Source organism: Myxococcus sp. MxC21-1, from assembly GCF_032612255.1.
Taxonomy (GTDB): domain Bacteria; phylum Myxococcota; class Myxococcia; order Myxococcales; family Myxococcaceae; genus Myxococcus; species Myxococcus virescens.
In genome coordinates this window covers 207,155-230,579 of sequence record NZ_CP123278.1, presented here as the reverse complement: position 1 = coordinate 230,579, position 23,425 = coordinate 207,155, and the positions used below count along the sequence as shown (strand labels likewise).

Below are 23,425 nucleotides of genomic sequence, written 5' to 3'. Positions count from 1 at the left end.
GTCTCGATTGCCCCCCGCTCGGCGCGCGTCCCATCCGACGCGCGCCGCACGGGAGGCGTCTACCCGAAGGAGCCCACCATGCGTCTCATGTCGTCACGCCTGTCCCTCGTGGCCCTGTTGTTGATGGCCACCTCCGCCATCGCGGCCTCTTCCACCTTCGAGCCTCGCGGCACCTGGTCGGCCTCGCCCAAGAGCAGCGCCCCATCCACCCTGAACCTCCAGCTCCGCCAGGGCCCACACCGCAACATGGGCTTCACGGAACCCCTGGCGTCCTTCCAGGGACTGTCCACCACGGGCGGCGCCACCACCTTCACCCTGCCGCGCGAGGCCGGCACCTTCCGCTTCGAAGGCCAGTTCCAGGAGAGCCAGGGAGCGGGCCACTTCCGCTTCGATGCCAGCAGCGACTTCCTCAAGAAGATGGCCACGCTGGGCTACTCGGACATCACGCCCGAGGCGCAGTTCCAGCTGGCGGCGACCAACGTCACGACCGCACGCATCCAGGCCCTGGCCGCGCTGGGCTACAAGCAGCTCAGCATGGAGGAGCTCATCCAGGCGGGCATCTTCGACGTGACGCCCGAGTACGTGCGCGGCCTGTCCGACGCGGGCTACCCCGGGCTGTCGTTCAAGGAACTGGTCGAGAGCCGCATCCACCGCGTCACGCCCCAGCGCGTGAAGGAGTTCTCCGGCGTCGGCTTCGCGAAGCTGCCCTGGAATCAGCTGACGGCCATGAGCATCCACGGCGTCACGCCCGACTTCGTGAAGCAGATGCGCGAGCTAGGCTTCCAGGTCACAGACGCGGATGACGTCATCGCCTTCCGCATCCACCGCGTCACGCCCGACTTCGTGAAGCAGATGCGCGAGCTGGGCTTCAAGGACCTCACCCAGGACCAGATTCTGGCCTTCCGCATCCACGGCGTCACGCCCGAGTTCGTGAAGCAGATGCGCGAGGCGGGCTACCCCAACGTCACGCCGGACGAGCTGGTGGCCCTGCGCATCCACGGCATCGACCGCGTCTTCATCCGCGACATGTCGGGGACGGCGCCGAAGAAGAAGTGACGCCGGGCGCGGTCAACGTCCGCCGGTGAACGGCCGGCCCCGCTACCGGGATGCACGGAGCGCCACCCGGCCACATCTTCCCCGCGGGACGGTGGTGGTGGGGAGGGTCGGAATGTCGCTGCTTCGAGCCGCTTGTGCCGGGATGCTCTTCCTGGCTGCGTGTGCATCAACCAACAAGTCCGCGGCGCCAGAGCCCCGCGCCACGGCGCCGCGAGTCGAGGGGGTGGAGTACGGCCTCCACCCCCAGGACCCGGTCCGCGTCGGCTGGGGTGACCGGGGGATGATGGCCTTCCTGGAGCTGCTGCGAGGCCCTCAGGGCCAGCGCATCGCCCGGCGCCGCGTGGGCCCCTGCTGCGGCACCGGCGCGCCCACCGAGCTGGAGGTCTTCGAGGTGACGTATGACGGGCTCGCCGCTCCGGTGAGCCTCTACCTGGACCCGAACACCGCGGGCGCCGTGCACGCGCCCAACGGCTTCAACCTCCAGGGGCTCGCCTCCCGCTCGCAGGCGGGGCAGGAGGAGACGCCCCGGGTCATCGAGCTGTAATCCGCGGCTCACTCCAGCGACGGCGCCGTGTCGCCCGGCAGGAACACCTCTCGCGCGAGCGACACCGGCAGCCCGAGCTGGAGGAGCCGGTCGTGAAAGTCCTTCAGCACCAGCGTCTTCCCGCGCGACTCCAGGTGGCGGCGGTAGTCGTCGCGCAGCTTGAAGATCTGCATGCGCCCCACGGCGTAATACAGGTACGTGGGGTCGAGCGTGCCGCGCTCCACCTCGCGCAGTGCGGGGAAGGGCTCGAAGTACGCAATCTCCGCGTACCGCTTCGCCACCGCCTCCACGGGCTCTCCGTACACGTGCAGCGCCAGCGCCGCGTACCAGCGCGCGTGCCGCTGGAGCGCGCGGCGGAGCTGCCCCAGCCGCACGACCGGGTCACCATTGCCCAGGCCTTCATCCACCATCATCTGCTCGGAGTAGTGCGCCCAGCCCTCCACCAGTGACGCGGGGGTGAAGACCTTGCGCACGTCCGTGGGAATCCGCGCGCCGTAGAGCAGCTGCACGAAGTGGCCAGGCATGGCCTCGTGGACGGTGATGCCCAGCAGGCCCGCGCGGTTGAAGTACGTCAGGTGCTGGGCCTTCTGCTCGGGCGTCCAGCCGGGCTCCACGTTGGTGATGTTGTAGAAGGCCTCGGTGGCCTTCGTCTCGAAGGGGCCGGGGGTGTCCATGGACGCGAAGCCCAGCCGCGCGTAGGGCGGCGTCTCCCGCACCACGGGCAGCCGGTCCGACGGCAGCGTGAGGATGTTCCGCTCGCGCACGAAGCGCTGCAGCTCCACCAGCTGCGCCCGCGCCGACGCCACCAGCTCCTCCGCCTTCGGGTGGTCCTTCACCAGCTCCGCCATCACCTGCTCGGGCGTCTTGGTGGCGTCCAGCCGGGCTGCCTCGCGCGCCACCCAGGCCTTGTAGTCGCGGATGGCGCGCTCGTTGATGTCGCGCAGCGCGTCCGCGTCCAGCGTGACGTGCTCCTCCAGCGCCAGCTTCTTCTCGAAGCGCTCGCGCCCCAGGCGGAAGTCGCCGTCCGCCTTGGGCAGCAGCTCGCGCTCCAGCCACACCGCGAAGGCCTCCATCTGCCGCGCGGCCTCCTCACGCGCGGCGGAGAAGGCGGCGCGCTCGCTCAGCGGCACCTGGGCATACCCCTGCGCCGTCAGGGCCCGGGGCAGGTCCGTGCGCAGGTACGCCACGGTGCCGCGCGCGTCGCGCAGCGCGTACTCCGCCCACAGCTTCGGCACGCCGCTCAGGTTGAACTGCGCCGCGTCGAGCACGCCAGGGATGCGCGCCATCCGGGAGCGCATGGCGCGCATGCGCTCGGCCACGGGGGCGAACTCGCGTGACGACAGGCCGTCCAACCCGCTGGAGATGATGCCCACGTAGAAGCCCGGGTCGCGCTCCCAGGGGCGCACCTCCTCCAGCTCCAGCAGGTCGGCGCGCATCGCGTTCTCCAGCACGCGCACGTCCACGGCCGCGTCTCCCGACAGGCCACCGCGCGCCACCACCTGCTCCAGGCGCGTCAGCCAGCCGCGCAGCGCCTCCGCCTTGCGCTTCAGCGCGCCCGAAGAGACGTCCGGCAGGTGGGCGTCATGCATGTGATAGCCGAGCCGCGTGGCCCGGGTGGGATGCGCCGCCGCATACCAATCCAGGTACTCGCGCGCGAGGACGACATAGTCGGCATCCGCGGCGGAGACGGAAGCGGTGGGCATGGCCGAGGAAGACTCCGGCCCGGCCCCCGAGCGCGAAGCGCAAGCGGAGACACAGGCCAACAGGACGAATGCGGAGCGAATGCGCATGGCGCGTCGAGTCTCGTAATGGGACGGCGGTTCGGAAAGCGGGAAGCGCGCTCTGGATGCTTCTTCTTCGAACAGCGCTCGCCCGGGTTGTCGGCTGAAGGTCCCCGGTCTCGTACGCCGAGGCGCCCGCGGAGGGCGACTGTCACGCAATGACAGCCCTGGACCGACTCGCGGACGGCTTGGGTTTCGTCACATCCCAGCCAGATTGCGCGACCGCGGCACCCCACCGCAGCCAGCCACCGCAACAAGGAGTGAGTATGCGTCTTCGCGCACAGAGCCTTCCTTTGCTGTTGTCCGCCGTTTCAGGCATCGCCACCCTCGGATGCGGCGTCGAAGCACCCTACCCGGTTCGCCAGGAGCACGGGGAGGTGGAAGCCGCCGCCAGCCGTGAAGACACCGCGCGCCTGGGTGCGGCTTCCGGCTGGGACCTGTGCGACACGACGGCCCGGCTCGTGCGGGACATCATCCCGGGCGCGGGGCACTCCCATCCGCGGGACCTCACCCACGGCAACGAGGTCCTCCTCTTCTCCGCCACGGATGGCGTGGGGGGCCGGGAGCCCTGGATGAGCTCGGGCGTGGCTTCGGGGACGCATCCGCTCCGGGACGTGCACTCCGGAGGCCCGGGCTCGGACGCGGGCCCCTTCCTCCAGGGCGGGACGACGACGTACTTCGCGGCGAGTGATGGAGTGCATGGCCGCGAACTCTGGAAGACGGATGGCTCCACCGCGGGCACGGAGCTGGTGAAGGACATCTCGCCGGGTGGGCTGGGCTCGGACCCGGAGCACCTGACCTTCTACGACGGCGTGCTGTACTTCACGGCGAACGATGGAGTGCATGGCCGCGAGCTGTGGCGCAGCGATGGCACGGAGGAGGGAACCTTCCTCTTGCGTGACTTCAGCACGGAGGGAGACCTGGTCTCCAGCCACTTCGAGCTGGTGGCGGGGTCGAACGCCCTCTACGTCAAGGTGAGCATCTTCTCACCGACCGACCGCCAGTCGAGCCGGGTGCAGCTGTACCGGACCGATGGCGCCAGCTTCGTGCGGCTGGTGGACGGGACGGAGGAGAACATGCTGGGCGACCTGACGCCGGTGGGGGACAAGCTGTTCTTCACCTGGAACTTCGATGCGCCGCAGACGCGGCTCTACGTCACCAACGGCACGTCGAGCTGGGCGCGCTACGTGTACACGTTCGTCGGCGCGCCCCTGGGGTTGGTCGCCTACAAGAACAAGCTCTTCCTGAGCGCGGCGACGGGAGCCGGGGGGGCGGACTTCGAGCTGTGGCGCAGCGACGGCACCACGTCCGGCACGACGCGGGTGAAGGACATCTACCCGGGCCCGGTGCCGTCGCAGCCGACGAGCCTCACGGTGGTGAAGGACCGGCTCTTCTTCGTCGCGGATGACGGGGTGCACGGCCGCGAGCTGTGGAGCAGCGACGGGACGAGCGCGGGGACGCAGCTGCACGCCGACATCGCCGTGGGCGCGCTGGGCTCGGAGCCCGCGGAGCTGACGGCCGTGGAGGAGTACCTCTTCTTCAGCGCCCACACGGAGGCCGGAGGCCGGGAGGCGTGGGTGAGCGACACCCGCGAGCCGGGGGTGTTCGAGGTGCAGGGCATCGCGCCGGGGGCCATGCACTCGGACCCGAACAACTTCGTGCGCTCGGGGTGGGACCTCTACTTCGTCGCCAGCGACAACGCCGACTACGGCCGCGAGCTGCGCGCGCTGCGCATCCGGCCGGCGGGCATGTGTGACATGAGCGGCAACGGCGGGCTCTGAGCGGTAGGCGCCTGCCCGCCCTCGGCGCTGCCGGCCCCAGGGGCCAACCGGGACGGCGTTGGCCCCCTTCCCTTCCTGGCGCCGGGTGCCCACATCGGAGAACTGTCGAGTGGCAGGGGGCACCAGGAGCCGGCTGGTGCCCCCTTTTTCGTGCTCCCAGAGCGACCGTCCGTCCTCCGAATTGTACGCCTCCGTGCATTTCTCCCCGCCTCCAGCGTCGTCTTGGGCAGAACTGTCATGCTGCTGTCCCGGCGCGGGCTGGCGCGTCTGACGCGTGCGGACGAGCCGGGGCTGGGCTAAGCGTCTGCCTGCCCGTCGGGTACCGCACAGGCCGGCGCCTGCGGCCCGCTCGCTGGAGGAGGTTTCAAGCGATGTCCGACACCGTGGTGAAGAAGAAGCGCCGTTGGCCCTATGTCCTTGGAGGAGTCTTCGCGCTCCTCGTCATCATCGTGGCCGTGGCGCTCTGGCGACTGGACGCCATCCTGCTGAAGACGGCTCGCGACCAGGCGGCCACCTATTCCCAGCTCCTGGGACGTCCCATCGAAATCGGGGACATCTCCACCAAGCTCTTCCCCACCATTGGCGCCCAGGTGGAGAACGTCACCGTCGGCCCCGCCGAAGGGGAAGACCTGCCGCTGGCCCAACTGGCCCTGATTGACGTCCGCGTCGCCGCGGGCCCGCTCCTGTCCTCCAGCGGCAAGGACATCCAGGTGAAGAACGCCGAGGTCTCCGGCCTCACCGTCAACCTGGTCCGCTTCGCCGACGGCACCACCAACGTGCAGCGCCTGCTCCAGCGGCTGGAAGAACAGCAGCCCAAGGAAGAGGAGACCCCGGCTGAAGAGTCGCAGCCCATGGACCTCTCCGGCGTCCACGTGGAGCGCGCGGCCCTCACCGACGGCGCCATCCGCTTCGTGGACCGCGGCGCCGGAGCACAGGCCCGCGAGCTGGGCGTGAAGGACCTGGACATCGAAGTGAAGGACCTCCGGGTGGGCAAGCCGCTGGTGGTGAACCTGGCCGCCGCCGTGCTCGCGGACACCCAGAACCTCCAGGTGTCCCTCCACGCCGCGCCGCTGCCGGCCACGCTGGTCCCCACGCCCGAGCGCGTGACGCTGAAGGCGCAGAAAATCGACCTCGCCCCGCTGGGCCCTTCCTGCCGCCGGACATCGGCCTGCGGGCGGGCACGCTGGACGCGGACTGGCAGGCGGACCTGGGCAGCGCCGTTCCCGGCGGCCAGGGCCCCACGAAGCTGGTGGGCATCATCAAGGCCCTGGGCCTGAGCTTCACCGGCTCCGAGGGCGGCAAGGCGCTGGACGTCGTCATGGACACCGACGTCGCGGGCGACATCACCACGGGTGACCTGGCGCTCAACAAGCTGAAGGTGGACCTGGGCCCCGCGAGCATCACCGGCAAGGGCAGCGTGAAGGGCCTGCTGACCGACAAGCCCGCGGTGGAGGGCTTCGAGCTGACGGGCCGCAACCTGGACCCGGCCGCGCTCGCCGACTACTACCCGCCGCTGCGCAAGCAGCTCAACGGGATGATTGCCGGTCCCATCGGCCTGGACGTGCGCGGCAGCGGCACGCAGGACGCCCAGGCCATCGACGTCAACGTGGACCTGACGCCCGTGCGGCTGCGCGTGCCGGCCCAGCTCACCAAGGACGCGGGCGGCGCGATGAAGCTCTCCGCGCGGGTCTCCGGCGCGGCGGCCACGGGCGGCGCCCTGCGCTTCGACGCGAAGGCGGACCTGGGCGGCATCGACCTGCGGCCCGGCCTGCTGGTGGACAAGGCCCCGGGACAGCGGATGGACCTGAGCGCCGCGGGCACCTACGCGCCCGGCAAGGGCTCCGGCATGAAGGTGGACATCCCCAAGCTCACCGCGAACGTGCTCGAGGACACGATGACGGGCAGCGCGGCCTTCGCGCTCGCGGGTACAGGGAAGAAGCAGACGACGACGTTCTCCGCGGACCTCAAGAGCCAGAAGCTGGACGCGGACGCGCTGATGATGAGCGAGGAGGAAGTCCAGGCGCGCGGCGGTCCGCCGCCGGAGGAGCCACCGTCGGATGACCCGACGCGCTTCAACGGCTACCGGGGCGACATCCGCTTCGCGGTGGGCACGCTGCGCTACATGGAGATGACCATGACCCAGGTGACGGGCGTGGTGAAGATGACCGACGACCTCATCACGGTGGAGAAGTTCTCCACGGGCGTCTACGGCGGACGCATCGTCGCGGACGGCACCACGATGCGCCTGGGCCCGCTGCCAGAGCAGCGCCCCTTCGAGGCGAAGGTGAAGGTGGAGGGCGTCGCGGTGGAGCAGGCGCTGACGCAATTCACGCCGCAGAAGGCCGTGACGGGCAAGTTCAACGGCAACGTGGACGTGAAGGGCGTGGGCTACACGCCCGACCAGCTCAAGCAGACGCTGCTCGGCGGCATCAACGGCGACCTGCTGGATGGCGAGCTGCTGGGCAAGGACCTGGTGGCCGCGGTGTCCGAGCCGCTCGCCAAGGCGCTGCCCATCGCGGCCAAGGGCCTGAAGAACGAGCAGGTGACGAAGCTGGGCGGTGACCTGCCCTTCAGCGTTCAAATCAAGGACGGCGTGGCCCAGCTCTCCAAGCCGCTGACGTGGGCGCGGCCGGAGGCGGAGCTGAGCTTCGACGGCGGCATCCGACTGGATGGCTCGCTGGACCTGACGGGCTCCGTGGCGCTGACACCCTCCACGGTGAAGACGCTGACGCTGGGCAAGGTGACGCCGCCGGCCGCCATCCCCGTGGGCCTGAAGCTGACGGGCCCCGCGTGGAAGCCGGAGGTCACCAGCCTGGACGTGAAGCCGGCGGTGACGCAAATCGCGAAGCTGGCGGCCTCGTCGCTGGCGGGCAACCTGATTGGCGGCGAGCGCGGCCAGCAGGTCCAGGGCATCATCGAAGGCGGCGAGGACAAGCTTCGCGCCGAAGCCGAGGCCAGGCGCAAGGAGCTGGAGGCCAAGGCCGCCGAGGAGAAGGCGCGCCTGGAGGCCGAGGCCAAGAAGCGCGCCGAGGACGAAGCGAAGAAGCGCCTGCGCGGCCTCTTCGGGAAGTAGGGCCCGCGGCCCGCGCTCCCTGAAACACGCTGAAACGGTCGGGAAACAACGTGTTCACCTCGTCACCCGGGGCCTGCCCTCGGGGACGAGTGTGGCATGCGCCCTGCTAGGGCTTCCTGCCCGTTTCACGCGTCACAAGGGAGCGCGCGACATGCAGACGAGCGAGGACTTTGGCCGCGGGGATTCGGTGACGCCGTCCAGCCCCGTGGTGGTGCCGGTACGCGAACACCATCGCGTGCTCATCATCGGAGGTGGCACCGCCGGAATCACGGTGGCCGCCCGGCTGGCGCGCGCCGGGCAGAAGGGCGTCGCCGTCCTCGAGCCCTCCCAGCACCACTACTACCAACCCCTGTGGACGCTGGTGGGCGCCGGGGAGGCGCGCATCGAGGACACCGTGCGCAACGAGTCCCGCCTCATCCCGCACGGCGTGAAGTGGGTGCGCGACGCCGCCACGGAGATAGACCCGGAGGCGAGGGAGGTCCTCACCCGCGGGGGCCTCCGCCTGGGCTACGACTTCCTCGTCGTCGCCCCTGGCATCCAGCTCGACTGGGACAAGGTCGCGGGACTGCGCGAAGCGCTGAAGACGCCGCACGTCAGCAGCAACTACGACGTCCAGCTCGCGCCCAAGACGTGGCGCCTGCTCCAGAACTTCCAGGGCGGCACCGCGCTCTTCACCCAGCCCTCCACCCCCGTGAAGTGCGCCGGGGCCCCGCAGAAAATCATGTACCTGGCCGCGGACCACTTCCGCCGCACCGGCGTGATGGAGCGCACCAGCGTCGTCTTCGGCTCCGGCGCCAAGACCATCTTCGGCGTGAAGCCCTTCGCCTCCGTGCTGGAGGGCGTGGTGCACCGCTACGGCATCACGCCCCGCTTCCAGCACGACCTCATCGCCGTGGACGGCGAGCGGCGCGAGGCCACCTTCCAGGCCACGCGCGACGGGCAGACGGAGCGCCTCACGCTGGCCTACGACATGCTGCACGTCACCCCGCCGCAGAGCGCGCCGGACTTCATCAAGCGCAGCCCGCTGTCCTGGCGGGAGGGTCCGAATGCCGGCTGGGTGAAGGCGGACAAGTACACGCTCCAGCACCCGGACCATCCGAACGTCTTCGCGCTCGGCGATGCGTCGGACCTGCCCACCAGCCGAACGGGCGCCGCCATCCGCAAGCAGGCGCCGGTGCTGGTGGAGAACCTCCTGGCCTGCATGAAGGACCGGCCCCTGCCCGCGCGGTATGACGGCTACGCGTCCTGCCCCCTCACCACGGGCTACGGGCGCCTGCTGCTCGCCGAGTTCGACTACGACGGCAAGCCCGCGCCCACCATCCCCTTCATCGACACCCTGCAGGAGCGGCGCGACATGTGGCTGATGAAGAAGTACGGCCTGCCACGCCTCTACTGGGCATTCATGATGCGGGGCCTTGCATAAGACGGCGGGAGCCGGGCTATGCACCGACGATGCCCACCTCCCACCTCGCGCTCCCCGCCCTGGATGCCCTCGCGGGCCCCGTGCTGCTCGTGGACGACGCGCGGAAGGTGACCGCGCTCACGCCCGCGCTCGAAGCCCTGCTGGGCGGCACGCTGCGCGCAGGAACGCCGCTGGCGCAAGTCCTGGGGCGCGCGGATGGCACGGAGCCGCTGGACGCCGTCTTGAAGAACGGGCGTGAGGCCTCCGTCCGCCTGCGCGTGGGTGGGCGCTCGAAGTCCGTGCGGGTGCGCGCCGTCCCCTGGCGCGAGGGCCTCGGGCATCCGGGTGGGCCCTGCTCGTCTCGCCTGACGCGGTGGAAGAGACGAACGGTCGCGCGGAGGTGTTCCACGGCCTGTGGACCCAGGCGCCCGAGCTGCGGCGCGTCTTCCGCATCGTCGAGAAGGTGGCCCGCACCGAGTCCAGCGTGCTCGTTCGCGGGGAGTCGGGCACCGGCAAGGAGCACATCGCTCACGCGCTGCATGCGCTGTCGGCACGGGCGCGCGGGCCGTTTCGCGCCATCAACTGCGCGGCGCTGCCGCCCAACCTGCTGGAGAGCGAGCTGTTCGGCCATGTGCGCGGCGCCTTCACGGGCGCGGTGCGCGACAGCCCAGGACATTTCCGCCTCGCGGACAAGGGTTCGCTGTTCCTTGACGAGGTGGCGGAGATGCCCCTGGACCTCCAGGCGAAGATGCTGCGCGTGCTGGAGACACGCACCGTCATCCCCGTGGGAGGCCGCCAGCCCGTGCCCGTGGACGTGCGCATCATCGCCGCCACGCACCGGCCGCTGCGGCGCGAAGTGGAGGCGGGACGCTTCCGCGCGGACTTGATGTACCGCCTGCGCGTGGTGCCGCTCTTCCTGCCCACGCTGCGGGAGCGACGAGGCGACATCCTCCCACTGGCCCTGCGGTTCCTGGAGGAACTGCACCAGCGAGGCGCCCGCCGCGTGGAGCGCTTCTCTCCTGGCGCCCGCCGATTGCTGGAGGAGCACCCCTGGCCCGGCAACGTGCGCGAACTGCGCAACGTGATGGAATACGCCTATGTCATTGGCGAAGGCCCGGTGGTCCGAGAGGCGGACCTGCCACCGGAGTTCTCCGAGCAGCGGCAGGCCGCTCCCGTGACGAAGCCTCCTCCGGATGCCTCGCTGGAACCGGAGCGGCTCCGCGCCGCGCTCGCCCAGGCGGGCGGCAACCGCTCCGAGGCCGCGCGCCTGCTCGGCGTCAGCCGCGTGACGCTGTGGCGGCGCCTGCGCGACCTGGGTGTGGCGGCGGAGCGCTGAGCGACGGGCGGGCGTCGGCCACGAAACACCACGAGCATGGCCCTCAAACGACGTTTCACGCCTGTTTCAGGTGCGTTTCACGAGAGCACGCCGTCTTGCCCGCAGGGCCCGTTTCCGCGGTGCCGGCACCCCGTGCCCCCTCGACCCGAGCCCCGCCACCTCCATCACCACGCCTGTTGGCACATCACTGGCAATGACGGCCTCGCACCCCCACTCCGACGGAGGCGAACGATGCTCTTCCGCCAGCTCTTCGACGCGGACACCTCGACGTATACGTACCTCCTGGCCGACGAGGCCACGGGCGCCGCCGCGCTCATCGACCCGGTGCTGGAACAGACGGAGCGCGACCTGAAGCTCCTCCGGGAGCTGGGCCTCACGTTGTCCGTGGTGCTGGAGACGCACGTCCACGCCGACCACGTCACCGGCGCGGGTGTGCTCCGCGAGCGGACAGGCGCCACCGTGGTGGCCTCCAGCCGCGGCGCGCCCTGCGTGGACCGGACGGTGAACCATGGAGACATCGTGCGCGTGGGCGGCCTCGAAGTCCGTGTCCTCGAGACGCCCGGACACACCGACGACAGCCTGAGCTTCCTCTGTGAGCGCCGCCTCTTCACCGGAGACGCGCTGCTCATCCGAGGCACCGGAAGGACGGACTTCCAGAACGGCGACCCGGGCCAGCTCTACGACGCCATCACCCGCGTCCTCTTCACCCTGCCCGACGACACGGCGGTCTACCCCGGCCACGACTATGCCGGGCACGCCATGTCCACGGTGGGCGAGGAGAAGCAGCACAACCCCCGGCTCGCCGGACGCACGCGCGCGGACTTCATCGTCTTGATGAACGCGCTCCAGCTCCCGCCACCCCGGAAGCTGGATGTGGCCGTCCCCGCCAACCGGGCCTGCGGACACACGCCGCCCCCACCTTCCCTCCAGGCCTGAAGCCACGCGGAGCCCTCATGCATCCTCTCTTCGACAACGCCACGCCCCACCCCGCGGGATACCGCGACGTGCACGTGGGGCAGCTCGCGGCGTGCCTGCCCTCCGAGCTCACGCTGGTCGATGTGCGTGAGGCCGCCGAGCTCGACGGCATCCTGGGCCACGTCGCGGGCATCCGGCACGCCCCGCTGGCCACGGTGCCGGACGTCGTCGACACCGGCCGCGTGACACGGACGTGGTGCTCATCTGCCGCTCCGGGGCGCGCTCGGCGAGGGCGGCCACGAGTCTGGTCACCCTGGGCTTCACTCGAGTGATGAACCTGCGAGGCGGGATGCTCGCGTGGAACACCGCGCGGCTGCCCGTGGTGCGCCCCGTCCCCCACACGGTGCCCACCTTGGGCACCGTCCGCGATGGACTGCTCGACGGCCTCCACCGCGCCCTGACACCTCCGCCCCATGAAGGGCCCACCGTGCCCCCTGACGACCCCGTCTCGGGAAGCACTCACCGCCGTGCTCGACGCGCTCCAGGCCGCGCGGCCGACGGATGTCCGGGACACCGCCGCCTTCGAGCACCTGCTGCGCACATACCGGGACCTGCTCGCCGTCGCGCGCGCGGAAGGCGAGCGGTGATGCTGTACGCGGGCATCGCGGGCTCGGCGCTCGTGGGCATCCTGCTGGGCCTGCTCGGAGGTGGCGGCTCCATCCTCATCGTGCCGCTGCTCATCTACGTGCTCGACGTCGAGCCTCGGACGGCCATCGCCATGTCCCTGGTGGTGGTGGGCGTCACCAGCGCCAGTGGCGCCTTCCTCCACGCGCGCGCGGGCCGCGTCCGCTGGCGCACCGCGCTCGTGTTCGGCGCAGGGGGCATGGGCGGAGCCTTCCTCGGTGGCCGGCTCAATCCCCACCTCGCGCCCGACACGCTGCTGCTCCTGTTCGCGGGCGTCATGGTGGCCGCCGCCGTGGCCATGCTTCGCCGCCGGGAAGCCGGGCCCGCCGCCACCAGCGTCTCCCCGCTCCCCGCTCCCCGCGTGCTCGCACAGGGCAGCACGGTGGGCGTGTTGTCGGGACTGGTGGGCGCCGGGGGCGGCTTCCTCATCGTGCCCGCGCTGTCACTGGCGGGGCTGCCCATGCCCGTCGCCACCGCCACGTCCCTGGTGGTCATCGCGCTCCAGTGCGCCGCCGGCCTGGTGGGCCACCTGGGCCACCTGGACCTGCCCTGGATGCTCACCGGCGAAGTCCTCCTGGCCGCGATGACGGGCAGCCTCGTGGGCGGAAGGCTCGCGGGGCGCGTGTCCCCCACGCTGCTGCGCAAGGGCTTCGCCGTGTTCGTGCTGACCACCGCCGCCTTCCTCCTGAGCGCCCAGGTTCCCGCGCCCCTGCGTGAGCGCGTGTGGACGGAGCGGCTGTGGCTCTGGAGCGTGGCGCCTCTTGCCGTGGGCATTCACGTGACGGTGTGGCGCCTGCGCGTGGCCCGCCAGCGTCAGGCCGCGCAAGCCCTGCCCCGGTGAGGCACCGTCACGTGGACGCCAGCGGCACGGTGAAGCGGAAGGTGGAGCCGTGGCCCAGCACGCTCTCCACCCACAGACGGCCGCCATGCCGCTCGACGATGTCCCCGCAGATGTAGAGCCCCAGCCCCAGCCCACCAAAGCCGGAGATGGGGGCGTTGCGAGCGCGGAAGAAGCGCTCGAAGAGGTGCGCCTGCTGGTCCTGCGGAATGCCCATGCCTTCGTCCTGGACGGAGACATGGGCGTGGCGGTCCTCCCGAGCCACCCGGACGCGAACCGTTCCCCCACTGGGGCTGTACTTGAAGGCGTTCTCCATCAGGTTGACCAGGACCTGCGCGAGCCGGTCCGCATCGCCCAGGACGACCAGGGGTGCCTCCGGCGCTTCGTACTCGACCCGGTGGTGCGCGCTGGACAGGCGCATCTCGGAGACGACGTCATGGGCCAGCTCCTGCAACACGACGGGCCCGTGCTTCAGCGTCAGCCGCCCTTCCTGGATGCGCGAGGTGTCCAGCAGGTCATTCACCAATCCCGTCAGGCGGCTCACCTGCATCAACGACTTGTCCACGTGCCGGGCGGAGGCCCCGTCCCCCTCGGCGCCGTGTTGCCGCAGCATCTGGAGGTGCAGCTTCAGCGGCGTGAGCGGCGTCTTCAGTTCGTGCGCGGCGATGGACAGGAAGTCGTCCCGCACGCGGATGGCCTCCTGGGCTTCGCGCAGCAGCCGCTCGCGCTCGGCTTCGGCCTGCCGCTCCGCCGTCACCTCGCGGTAGCTCCACACGCGGCCGATGATGGCGCCCCCCATCCGCTGCGGCAGCGACTTGCGCTCCAGGATGCGCCCGTCCAGCAACTCCACCGTCTCCACGTCCACCTCTTCGGACGGCTCGAAGCGCTCCCGGATTCGCGAGGTGAACGACTCCGGATGTTTCACGCCGCCCGCCGCGCGCACCAGCACCCGCTCCGCGTCGCGGTCCACCATCAGCTCCTCGGTCAGCCCCCAGATGTCGAGGAAGCGCTTGTTGAAGGCCGTGACGCGCTTGTTCAGGTCCACCACGATGACGCCTTCCGCAATCGAGTCGAACGTGGCGCGCAGCACCGAGTTCATGTGCGCCAGGCTCTCCGGCGCGTGCCGCGTCACACCGCCTTCGGCGACCTGCCCCATCGAGGACTCAGGAAGCTGGAGGCGCGCGCAGGCCCCCAACAATGTCCCCTGCTCATCGAACACGGGCAGGACGAAGGCCTTCAGGCCCGGCTCCTCGTGAACACCGGCCTTGCCCTGGAGCGCGGGCCGCATCGCCTGCGCGAGCCAGGGCAGCCGAGCGAGCACCGCGGCCATGGGACGCGCCTGAAAGGGCTCACCCTGCGGTCCGGTGGCGTGTGTCAGCGCATCGTCCATCCAGACCACGCGTCCGTGCGCGTCGACGATGAGCGCCGCCTGGAGCGCCTGCCCCAATCTCAGCAGCGCTGGAGCGAAGTCGGACCCGCTCGGGTGACGGGCCTCGGCAGGCCCCGGCGCGCCCCATCCGCTCCGTCCTTCCTCATGGATGTGGGCCTTCGACATGGGCGCTCCTCGGCCTCGTTGGCGGGACATTTCCGGCGGAAAGATGCGGCGCCCGCCAAGGGCATGAAAGGGGTCCCCCTGCTCGGCTGCCACCGCCGAAGGGGCTCCGACTCCCAGGCCGCTTGCCGTGCGAAAGCGGTAGGCTTCCGCCACATGACGACCTCCCGCCTCGCGATGCTGTTCCTGGTGCCCATGCTGGCCACGGGCTGTGCCTCCACCGCTGGCGCCACCCGGCCGGACGAGCCCGCGACGGAAGCGGCGGCCCCCGAGGCCACGCCCAGCGCGCCCTCCGGATATGGCTACAGCAAGGACGACCCCATCCACGTGGGCGGCGGCGTCGAAGGGGAACACGAATACCTCCAGCACCTGCGGGGGCCAGAGGGGCAGAAGGTCCGCTACGAGCGGGAAGGAAGCTGCTGCGCCTTCGAGTCGAAGGGCTCGCCGTTCGGCAGCGGCATGCTCGACGTGTACGTCGTCACCTACGACGGGCTGGAGGAGCCGGTGATGATGTACCTCAACATGTATGACAGGAAGGACCCGCGCGCCCCCGAAGGCTTCCGCCTGGACTGACGCGCGCTAGGAGCAGTCCTCGGTGATGGGACCTGCGACCAGCGGGCCCGACATCCATTCCGACAGACACATCGGACCGCGTCTCGATGTCGCGCTGGTCCGCCGCCAGCACGGGGCTGACGCCGCTCATGCAGACCTGCAGGAATCCAGACACACGTGCGAGAGGCTTCACGGCCCTGAATTGTAGCAGGCACGCGTCTCCGCCGTTGACCGCTGCCAGTTCCGCACGGAGATTCCCCGCATGACGCTGAGAGCCATGACCGACGTAGGCGCCGAGCTGGGCCTGTCTCCCGAAGACGTGCTGCCGTGGGGAACCCACCGCGCCAAGGTGTCGCTGGACGCGCTCGGCAAGCGGGGCGGCCGGCAGGGACGCCTGGTGCTCGTGTCCGCCATCAACCCCACGCCACCGGGCGAAGGCAAGACCACCATGTCCGTGGCGCTGGCCATGGGCTTGCGCAAGCGGGGCGCCGCGCGGTGGCGGCCCTGCGCGAGCCGTCACTGGGCCCTGTCTTCGGCGTGAAGGGCGGCGGCACCGGCGGCGGGCAGGCCAGCCTGGAGCCCGCGGCCGACATCAACCTGCACTTCACCGGTGACCTGCACGCCATCACCAGCGCCAACAACCTGCTGTCCGCGCTGGTGGACAACGCCGTCTTCTACGGTCAGCCGGTGGCCCTGGATGCCACGCGCGTGCGCTGGCGGCGCGCGCTGGACATGAATGACCGCTTCCTGCGCAACGTCATCGTCGGTCTGGGCGGCAAGGCGCAGGGCGTGCCACGCGAGGACCACTTCGACATCACCGCCGCCAGCGAGGTCATGGCCATCCTCGCGCTCGCGGAGGGCCTGAAGGACCTGGAGGCGCGGCTGGGACGCGTCATCATCGGCCACACCCGGGACGGCCAGCCGGTGCGCGCGCGGGACGTGGACGCGGCGGCGTCCATGGTGGCGCTGCTCAAGGACGCGCTGATGCCCAACCTCGCCCAGACGCGCGAGGGCGGCCCCGCGCTGGTGCACGCGGGCCCCTTCGCCAACATCGCGCACGGGTGCAGCTCCGTGATGGGCACGCGCATGGGGCTGGCCTACGCGGATGAAGTCATCACGGAGGCGGGCTTCGGCTTCGACCTGGGCGCGGAGAAGTTCCTGGACATCAAGTGCCGCGGCAGCGGGCTGTGGCCCCGGGGCGTGGTGCTGGTGGTGACGCTGCGCGCGCTGAAGCACCACGGGGGCGCCTCCCCGCGCGCGTGGCCGAGCCGGACCGCGAAGCCCTGGTTCGCGGCTTCGCGCACCTGGAGAAGCACCTGGAGTCGGTGGCCGCCTTCGGCCTGCCGGCCGTGCTGTGCGTCAACCGCTTCCCGCAGGACACCGAGTCCGAGCTGGAAGAGCTGCGCGCCTTCGGCAAGGCCCGTGGCGTGGAGACGGCCGTGTGTGACGGCTTCTCGCGGGGCGGTGACGGCTCGCTGGAGCTGGCCGACTGCGTGCTGGAGATGCTGGACGGCACGGACGCCGCGCCGCCCCAGCCGCGCTTCCTCTACGACGTGGCGCAGTCGCCCGAGGAGAAGGTCGCCGCCATCGCCCGCACCGTCTACGGCGCGGACGACGTGGCCTTCACCGCGAGCGCGAAGAAGGACCTGGACGCCGTGCGCGAGCTGGGCGGCGCCGGGCTGCCGGTGTGCATGGCGAAGACACATCTGTCGCTGTCGGATGACCCCACGAAGCTGGGACGGCCGCGCGGCTTCACGCTCACCGTGCGCGAGGTGCGGCTGTCCGCGGGCGCGGGCTTCATGGTGGCGCTCACTGGAGAAATCCTCACCATGCCCGGCCTGCCACGCGAGCCCGCCGCCCGCCGCGTCACCGTCCACGACGACGGGCGCGTCACCGGGCTGATGCAGGGGGAGTGAGCCGAGCCCCAAGCCGGGGTGCCACCCAGGACGGTGGCACCCGCGCGGCCCCGAGGCGGCGTCAGACGCGGAAGCCGGTGGACAGCTCCTGGAGCTGTCCCAGCGACGCGTTGATTTGCGCCACCGCCTGTTCGGCCGTCATCGTGGCCGTCACCACGTCCGCCATCATGGAGGACAGCGTGGTCATCACCTCCGTCATCTGCGCGATGCCCGCGTTCTGCTGGGTGACGGAGGCCACAATCTGGCGCGCGGCCTGACTGCTCTCCTGCACCACGGTGGTGATTTCCTTCAGCGTGTTGGCCGAGGCGAGCACCTGCTCGATGCCCTCCTCCATCTTCTCGCTGTCGCCCTCGGCGATGCCCACCGTCTGGCGGATGGCCTGGTTGATTTCGAGCAGAATCTTGCCGATGCGCTGGGTGCTCTGCAGCGACTGGCCGCTGAGCGAGCGCATCTCCCGCGCCACCACCGCGAAGCCCCGGCCCTGCTCCCCGGCGCGCGCCGCTTCGATGGCCGCGTTGAGCGCGAGCACGTTGGACTGGTCCGCCAGGTCCTTCACGCTGCCGATGATTTCACCGGCGTGCACGGCCTGGTCGCTCAGGTGCCCGATGCTGCCCACCAGCGCGCCCACGCGCTGGCGAATCTGCTGGAGTCCCTCGGCGCTCTTCTCGATGGACTCCTGACCGGACGCGCTGAAGGCGTCCGCCTGTCCCGCCACGCGGAGCACCATCTCCGCGCGGCTGGAGGCCATGCTGGACGTCTGCGCGATTTCGGCGATGGTGGTGCTCGCCTCGGTGAGGCTGCGGGACTGGTTGGTGAGGAAGTTCACCTGCTCCTGGCTGGCCTGCGTCAGCGTCTTCGCCGCGGTCGTCAGGTCCGTCACCACCGTCTGGATGGTGGTGGGCACGTTGCGCAGCCGGGTCACCATGACCTGGAAGCCGCGCGCCAGCTCGCCCACCTCGTCGTGGGCGCTCACGTCGATGGCCTGCGTCAGGTCGCCCTTCTCCGCGATGCGCGTGGCCACGTGGGTCAGCTTCGCCAGCGGCAGCGTCACCTCGCGGTGCAGCCAGTAGGCCAGCCCCACCGTCAGCGCGATGCACAACAGCACCAGCACGCACACCGTCCAGGTGGTGGCGCGGTGCAGCCCGGCCACCTCCGCGTAGGAGGTCGCGATGGCCTGGCCATCCGCTTCCACGGCCCTCTCCAGCTCATCGGACAGCCCCGCGGCCAGGGACTCCACCCTCGCGAGCGCGGACGCCGCCTGCGCGTCCCCCTCCACCGCGAACGTCACCGCCGCCCTGGAGTTCCTCCAGTACGTGGCCAGGGACGACTTGAGTTCATCCACCCGCTGGAGGTTCGCGCCCGGTACGGCCCTCGTCAGGTCGAGCTTCGACTGGAGGTCGTCCACCTCCGCGCTCAACGACTCCAACCCTCCCGCCTTCGCCGCCACCGCCGCCAGCACGTTGCGGTGCAGGCCCGGGAAGCGGTGCATCACCTCACGGTTCAGCTCGATGGTGGGAACCTGCGAGCTGCTGATGCGCGCGTACACGCCACCGGAGCGCGCGCCCAGGGCGATGAACGCCACCAGGATGGCCACCAGGAACACCGCGACAACGGCCGGCAACAACATCATCTTCTGCTTGAGCTTCAGACGCACCCGCTGGCCTCCCCGCTACCGTGAGCACCCTTCAACGCCCGCGACTCCCCGCCGCGCGCCGCGGCCAGAATCCGGCTGTGGAAGAGCCACCCCGTTTTCCAGGGCCCGCTGCGCCAGCACATGTCGCCATCCTTCCGTGAACTCCCGTGGGAGCCACAAACCCGCGCGGCCGGTGCTCACGCCGCGCGTCGTAGGATAGCCAACTGTCTGCGGGCTGGTAACTCTCACCACCCGTGTCATTCAGACGGACGCGGAGCGCCGTGAAAGACGGGTAGGACCCGACCCCACCTGCGGGAGATCATTCCAACCCATCGCCCGGTTTCACCGCGCGCTCCGGATAGGAGGGCGGGCCGTCGCTTCCCCGGTGGAGCCCCGTCTCAGCGCACGGAGCGCTGGAGCGCGGGCGCAATCTCCTGCTGGCAGGTCGCGTCACATTCCGTGAAGCGGGTGAGGAAGTCCGCCATCTGCGCGCAGCGCTTCGGGAAGCGGCTGGTGCCCGCATCCCCCATGCACATCTCGCGGAAGGAGTCGCGCGTCTCCTGGAAGAGCGAGGCCCGCTGCGCGGGAGACAGCGCGTTCAGCGCCCGGTTCTCCCCGCCCTGGAGGTACAGCCAGACGCCGCCGAGCAACAGCAGCACCAGCCCCACCAGCACGGCCTTCCGAGTCCGCTTCTCGGCCAGCGAGGGGCCCCGGGCTCGGGAGAAGACGTTCTCCTCTTCACCGTCTTCGGGCGGTGGGCCGCCTGCCATCATCCCCATCAAGCGCATACGCCCCCTGTTCCAGCCCAAACCGGAGAGCAACGCCAGCACGGAGTGCAGCGGATGTGCGGCAACCGCCAACAGCCGGGCTGCCATTGCGCGTGCTCCCACACGCTGCGCGGGAGTCTGACCGCGCGGCGGCGCGGATTGCTCCTAGGATGAAATCATGGACATCCGAGAGCGCCCCATGCGGGTGCTGGTGGTGGACGACGAGCGGAACATCCGCCACACCCTGCGCGTGTGCCTGGAGGGCTTCGGCTGTGAGGTCCGCGAGGCGGCCACCCCGAGGCCGCGCTGGCCGCGCTGGCGCAAGGTCCCGCCGACCTGGCCTTCGTCGACCTGCGGCTCGGCACGGCCAGCGGAATGGAGCTGTTGCCGCGCCTCCTGGCCGAGTCTCCCCACCTGGACGTCGTGCTCATCACCGCCTACGCCACGTTCGACACGGCGGTGGAGGCGATGCGACGCGGGGCGCGGGACTATCTGCCCAAGCCCTTCACGCCCGCGCAGATTCGCCACGCGGTGGAGAAGGCGCGGCGGCACCAGGAGCTGGCATCGCAGTTGGAGAACCTGGAGGGGCAGCTTTCCCAGGCGGTGCCAGAGGCCACGTTGGAGACAGCCTCGCCCGCGATGCACGCGGCCATCGGGCTGTTGACGCGCGCGGCGGCGTCCGACGCGGCGGTGCTGCTGCGGGGGAGAGTGGCACCGGCAAGGGGTGCTCGCCCGCGCGCTGCATTCGATGAGCGCTCGGCGGCGCCGGCCTTTCGTCACCGTCAACTGTCCCACGCTGTCCGAGCAACTGCTGGCCAGCGAGCTGTTCGGCCACGTGCGCGGTGCGTTCACCGGCGCGGTGAAGGACCAGCCGGGACGCGTGGAGGCGGCGGAAGGGGGCACGCTGTTCCTGGATGAAATCGCGGAGATGAGCCCGGGGCTCCAGGCGCAGCTGCTGCGCTTCCTCCAGGAGAAGCAGTTCGAACGGCTGGGCGAGGGACGCACGCGCAAGGCGGACGTGCGGGTGGTGGCGGCGACGAATCGGGACCTGGAGAAGGACGTGGCCGAGGGGCGCTTCCGGGAGGACCTGCTCTACCGGCTGAACGTCATCGAGGTGAAGCTGCCGTCGCTGCGAGAGCGGCCGGAGGACCTGCTTTCGCTGGCCCGGCGCTTCGTCTCCTTCTTCGCTCGCACGGCGCAGCGCCCACCGCCGGAGCTGTCGCCCGCGACGGAGAAGATGCTGCTGGCCTATGGGTGGCCGGGCAACGTGCGCGAGCTGCGGAATGCAATGGAGCGAGCGCTCATCGTCTGGCCCGCGGAGGTGCTGGAGCCGCAGGCGTTCCCCGACCGCATCGCCTCGGCGGGGAGCCCGGTGATGACCCTGGGCGGGCCGCACACGCTGGAGGACATCGAGCGCGAGCACGTGCTGCGCGTCATGGCCTCGGCGCCCACGCTGGATGAGGCGGCGCGGGTGCTGGGCATCGACGCGTCCACGCTGTGGCGGAAGCGGAAGAAGTACGAGTCGGGCGAGGGCTGAAGGGCCCCGGATGCCCGCATCCACGTCAGCCGAGAACGCGCGTGCCGGCACAGCGGTCGCACGCGTGCCGGGCCGGAGTTTCAGGGAAGCCGACCGGGCGGGGCTCCGCCGCGTGCCTGGAGCGGCGATTGCGGCGTCCTGTGCGCATGCGGAGCCTTGGAGGACACAGAACCGATTCCAAGGAGCGCAGACGTGGACGTGATTGACTTGTTGATTCAGCAGCACCGTGAGTTGGAAGCGCTGTTCGAGGCCTGTCGCGCGGCGAAGGACGACGAGAGCAAGCGAGAGCTCGGCATCCAGCTCGCGGAGGCGCTCACGTTGCACACCACGATTGAAGAACGCTGGGTGTACCCCGCTGCGCGCCGGGTGGTGGAGGAGAAGCTGATTCAGGACTCCGTCGAGGAGCACGGGGAGATGACGGAGCTCATCGCCCAGATGATCCGCGCGCGCAACGACCCGCAGAAGCTGGTCTCCCTGTTCGGCGAACTGGAGAAGGTGGTGAAGGAGCACGTGACGATGGAGGAACGAGACGTGCTGCCCAAGCTCGGTCAGAAGGTCACCGAGGAGGATCTGGGCATGTCGTGCAAGGACATCGTCCGCACCGCCTCCGAGGTCCGCCGCGAGGAGATGCAGAAGCTCCAGGGCCAGGCGAACGCCTGAGGGCCTGCTTGGCACACACTGTGAGCTTGCACCTAGGGCAGCTAGCTGCCGACTTGCTCTTGGCTAGCTGCCACCTAGCAACGGGCTTCACCTGCACTTGCGTCGAGTAATACCCCGTATTACACCGTTAGACGCGTGCAGCGCACGCAGTGCACTCTCTGCGGGGCGCAGCGGTGCGCGCATGACATCTCGAAGCGCCGTTCAGGAGGCGTCCCACGGGGCCCGTATGTCACCTTCCACCATCAATCCCGTGAAGGACGACGCTCCGGTGCGCGTCTCAGAGCCCGTGGCTGCCACGGAGGGCACCCTGGGGCAGGTCCAGCAACTAGCCAAGTTGATCACCGAGACGCTTCACGGGGCGGGGACCCAGCCGCGATTCACGCTCCTTGGTCCCAATCATGAGGCGCTCCCTCTTCCCAAGGACGTTCTGACTTTGCTTCAGCAGCTCCTGGCCGTTTTGGCCTCGGGGGACGCTGTCTCCATCGTCCCAGTCCAGAAGGAGCTCACCACGCAGCAGGCCGCCAACCTGCTCAACGTGTCGCGCCAATACTTGGTGCAGCTCCTCGACGAGGGAAAGATTCCGTTCCACCGAACCGGTACCCATCGGCGCGTCAACACCCAGGACGTGCTTGAGTACCGTGCCCGCAGAAAAGCGGAGCGCCGTGCGCAGCTGGCCGAAATGATTCAGGACACGCAGCTAGCTCGTGGCTATCCCGAGTTCGACGAGTAGCAAGCTGGTAGCTATCTTCAGTTCGATGCGGAGCGAGCTGACGCGCCACCGTTGACAGCCGCCGTCCAGAGAAGGGACGACTAGGGCGTGAACCCTGCTCCGTTCCCGGTCGTTCTCGATGCGAACGTCCTGATTCCGGTCTCTCTCTGCGACATGCTTCTCAACGTCGCCAACGAGGGCCTCATCCAGATCTACTGGACCGAGGAAATCCTAGATGAGGTGCGCCGCAATCTGGTCGAACAGCTCGGGCTCACCTCGGCTCAGGCTGAACGCCGAGTCTCGGCCATGCGCAGGCACTTTCCCGAAGCGCTGGTGTCCGGCTACGAGCGCCTCGTCCCGGCCATGACGAATCACCCCAAGGACCGGCATGTCCTTGCGGCGGCAGTGCACGTCGGAGCGCAGACCATCGTCACCAACAATCTGCGCGACTTCGGTTCTGAGCATCTACCCCGAGCCATGCAGGCGCAGGACGCGGACACCTTCCTGCAAAATCTCCTCAGTCAGTCCCCCGGCGTCATGCTGGAAGTGCTCCGCGCTCAGGCAGAGATGTTGAAGAACCCGCCCATTACCTTTCCTCGCCTGCTGAACGGATTGGCGAAGTCCGTGCCGAAGTTCATCAGCGAGGTGCGTGAACTCCTCCCGCCTCCGCCGCTCGAAGGCGCCTGAGA

At 70.0% G+C, this 23,425-nt stretch carries 16 protein-coding genes and 5 pseudogenes; 17 read left to right on the top strand and 4 right to left on the bottom strand.

All coding sequences use genetic code 11. From position 1 onward, the window contains the following. The first annotated feature begins 78 nt into the window (after positions 1 to 78). Together QEG98_RS01040 and QEG98_RS01035 are read left to right on the top strand one after the other, a co-directional pair. On the top strand, positions 79 to 1,056 hold the full coding sequence (locus tag QEG98_RS01040; RefSeq protein ID WP_316565410.1) for a 4-hydroxy-3-methylbut-2-enyl diphosphate reductase: 978 nt from the start codon (positions 79 to 81) through the stop codon (positions 1,054 to 1,056). Positions 1,057 to 1,168: 112 nt separating this feature from the next. Then, on the top strand, positions 1,169 to 1,600 hold the full coding sequence (locus QEG98_RS01035; RefSeq protein WP_316565409.1) for a fibril protein: 432 nt from the start codon (positions 1,169 to 1,171) through the stop codon (positions 1,598 to 1,600). An 8-nt stretch (positions 1,601 to 1,608) separates the two neighbouring features. Here the strand turns inward: QEG98_RS01035 and QEG98_RS01030 are convergent, their stop codons facing one another. Beyond that, positions 1,609 to 3,303, bottom strand: a complete 1,695-nt coding sequence (locus QEG98_RS01030) for a DUF885 domain-containing protein (RefSeq protein ID WP_316565408.1) — start codon at positions 3,301 to 3,303, stop codon at positions 1,609 to 1,611. Between the two features lie 344 nt (positions 3,304 to 3,647). Between QEG98_RS01030 and QEG98_RS01025 the strand changes: the two genes are divergently transcribed. From QEG98_RS01025 to QEG98_RS00990, 8 genes and pseudogenes are all read left to right on the top strand, one after another. After that, a complete protein-coding gene (locus QEG98_RS01025) occupies positions 3,648 to 5,162 on the top strand; it encodes an ELWxxDGT repeat protein (protein WP_316565407.1) in 1,515 nt (504 codons plus the stop codon). 371 nt (positions 5,163 to 5,533) lie between these two features. Continuing rightward, positions 5,534 to 8,235 (top strand): annotated as a pseudogene (locus QEG98_RS01020) (AsmA family protein). A 151-nt stretch (positions 8,236 to 8,386) separates the two neighbouring features. Beyond that, on the top strand, positions 8,387 to 9,658 hold the full coding sequence (locus tag QEG98_RS01015; RefSeq protein ID WP_143043149.1) for an FAD/NAD(P)-binding oxidoreductase: 1,272 nt from the start codon (positions 8,387 to 8,389) through the stop codon (positions 9,656 to 9,658). 29 nt (positions 9,659 to 9,687) lie between these two features. Beyond that, positions 9,688 to 10,973: pseudogene (locus tag QEG98_RS01010) on the top strand (sigma-54 interaction domain-containing protein). A gap of 231 nt (positions 10,974 to 11,204) precedes the next feature. Then, on the top strand, positions 11,205 to 11,909 hold the full coding sequence (locus QEG98_RS01005; protein ID WP_316565406.1) for an MBL fold metallo-hydrolase: 705 nt from the start codon (positions 11,205 to 11,207) through the stop codon (positions 11,907 to 11,909). 232 nt (positions 11,910 to 12,141) lie between these two features. Further along, a pseudogene (locus QEG98_RS01000) lies at positions 12,142 to 12,195 on the top strand (hypothetical protein); the annotation flags it as partial. 166 nt (positions 12,196 to 12,361) lie between these two features. Further along, a complete protein-coding gene (locus QEG98_RS00995) occupies positions 12,362 to 12,535 on the top strand; it encodes a hypothetical protein (protein WP_316568075.1) in 174 nt (57 codons plus the stop codon). Then, a complete protein-coding gene (locus QEG98_RS00990) occupies positions 12,535 to 13,413 on the top strand; it encodes a sulfite exporter TauE/SafE family protein (RefSeq protein WP_316568055.1) in 879 nt (292 codons plus the stop codon). Before QEG98_RS00995 ends, QEG98_RS00990 begins: the two co-directional genes overlap by 1 nt. 7 nt (positions 13,414 to 13,420) lie before the next feature. Here QEG98_RS00990 and QEG98_RS00985 read toward each other — a convergent pair whose 3' ends face one another. Next, on the bottom strand, positions 13,421 to 14,965 hold the full coding sequence (locus tag QEG98_RS00985) for a sensor histidine kinase (RefSeq protein ID WP_316565405.1): 1,545 nt from the start codon (positions 14,963 to 14,965) through the stop codon (positions 13,421 to 13,423). Positions 14,966 to 15,118: 153 nt separating this feature from the next. Here QEG98_RS00985 and QEG98_RS00980 point away from each other — a divergent pair, with 153 nt between their 5' ends. The 3 genes and pseudogenes from QEG98_RS00980 (at position 15,119) to QEG98_RS00965 (ending at position 17,430) form a co-directional block, all read left to right on the top strand. Beyond that, entirely contained in the window at positions 15,119 to 15,535 is a 417-nt protein-coding gene (locus QEG98_RS00980; protein WP_316565404.1) for a hypothetical protein, read from the top strand. Positions 15,536 to 15,776: 241 nt separating this feature from the next. Next, positions 15,777 to 16,705 (top strand): annotated as a pseudogene (locus QEG98_RS00970) (formate--tetrahydrofolate ligase); the annotation flags it as partial. A gap of 68 nt (positions 16,706 to 16,773) precedes the next feature. Next, positions 16,774 to 17,430, top strand: a complete 657-nt coding sequence (locus QEG98_RS00965) for a formate--tetrahydrofolate ligase (RefSeq protein WP_316565402.1) — start codon at positions 16,774 to 16,776, stop codon at positions 17,428 to 17,430. Positions 17,431 to 17,491: 61 nt separating this feature from the next. Here the strand turns inward: QEG98_RS00965 and QEG98_RS00960 are convergent, their stop codons facing one another. Together QEG98_RS00960 and QEG98_RS00955 are read right to left on the bottom strand one after the other, a co-directional pair. After that, on the bottom strand, positions 17,492 to 19,084 hold the full coding sequence (locus QEG98_RS00960) for a methyl-accepting chemotaxis protein (RefSeq protein ID WP_316565401.1): 1,593 nt from the start codon (positions 19,082 to 19,084) through the stop codon (positions 17,492 to 17,494). Between the two features lie 377 nt (positions 19,085 to 19,461). Further along, positions 19,462 to 19,836, bottom strand: coding sequence for a hypothetical protein (locus tag QEG98_RS00955; protein ID WP_316565400.1), 375 nt, complete (start codon positions 19,834 to 19,836; stop codon positions 19,462 to 19,464). Between the two features lie 172 nt (positions 19,837 to 20,008). Between QEG98_RS00955 and QEG98_RS00950 the strand changes: the two are divergent. The 4 genes and pseudogenes from QEG98_RS00950 to QEG98_RS00935 all read left to right on the top strand — a co-directional run bounded on the left by QEG98_RS00950 (position 20,009) and on the right by QEG98_RS00935 (position 23,423). Then, positions 20,009 to 21,367 (top strand): annotated as a pseudogene (locus QEG98_RS00950) (sigma-54-dependent transcriptional regulator). A gap of 192 nt (positions 21,368 to 21,559) precedes the next feature. Further along, the gene (locus QEG98_RS00945) at positions 21,560 to 22,027 is read left to right on the top strand and encodes a hemerythrin domain-containing protein (protein WP_316565399.1); all 468 of its coding nucleotides are present in this window, start codon (positions 21,560 to 21,562) and stop codon (positions 22,025 to 22,027) included. Positions 22,028 to 22,277: 250 nt separating this feature from the next. Next, positions 22,278 to 22,757, top strand: coding sequence for a helix-turn-helix domain-containing protein (locus QEG98_RS00940; RefSeq protein ID WP_316565398.1), 480 nt, complete (start codon positions 22,278 to 22,280; stop codon positions 22,755 to 22,757). Between the two features lie 153 nt (positions 22,758 to 22,910). Then, positions 22,911 to 23,423, top strand: coding sequence for a PIN domain-containing protein (locus QEG98_RS00935; protein ID WP_090491005.1), 513 nt, complete (start codon positions 22,911 to 22,913; stop codon positions 23,421 to 23,423). Positions 23,424 to 23,425: the final 2 nt, after the last annotated feature.

Bases quoted from the DNA above. Each gene is read 5' to 3' on its own strand.
- QEG98_RS00980 (WP_316565404.1), top strand. From the start codon at position 15,119: ATGACGACCTCCCGCCTCGCGATGCTGTTCCTGGTGCCCATGCTGGCC.
- QEG98_RS00955 (WP_316565400.1), bottom strand. From the start codon at position 19,836: ATGATGGCAGGCGGCCCACCGCCCGAAGACGGTGAAGAGGAGAACGTC.
- QEG98_RS01025 (WP_316565407.1), top strand. From the start codon at position 3,648: ATGCGTCTTCGCGCACAGAGCCTTCCTTTGCTGTTGTCCGCCGTTTCA.
- QEG98_RS01015 (WP_143043149.1), top strand. From the start codon at position 8,387: ATGCAGACGAGCGAGGACTTTGGCCGCGGGGATTCGGTGACGCCGTCC.
- QEG98_RS00995 (WP_316568075.1), top strand. From the start codon at position 12,362: ATGAAGGGCCCACCGTGCCCCCTGACGACCCCGTCTCGGGAAGCACTC.
- QEG98_RS01005 (WP_316565406.1), top strand. From the start codon at position 11,205: ATGCTCTTCCGCCAGCTCTTCGACGCGGACACCTCGACGTATACGTAC.
- QEG98_RS00985 (WP_316565405.1), bottom strand. From the start codon at position 14,965: ATGTCGAAGGCCCACATCCATGAGGAAGGACGGAGCGGATGGGGCGCG.
- QEG98_RS00935 (WP_090491005.1), top strand. From the start codon at position 22,911: ATGCTTCTCAACGTCGCCAACGAGGGCCTCATCCAGATCTACTGGACC.
- QEG98_RS01030 (WP_316565408.1), bottom strand. From the start codon at position 3,303: ATGCCCACCGCTTCCGTCTCCGCCGCGGATGCCGACTATGTCGTCCTC.
- QEG98_RS01040 (WP_316565410.1), top strand. From the start codon at position 79: ATGCGTCTCATGTCGTCACGCCTGTCCCTCGTGGCCCTGTTGTTGATG.
- QEG98_RS00990 (WP_316568055.1), top strand. From the start codon at position 12,535: ATGCTGTACGCGGGCATCGCGGGCTCGGCGCTCGTGGGCATCCTGCTG.
- QEG98_RS01035 (WP_316565409.1), top strand. From the start codon at position 1,169: ATGTCGCTGCTTCGAGCCGCTTGTGCCGGGATGCTCTTCCTGGCTGCG.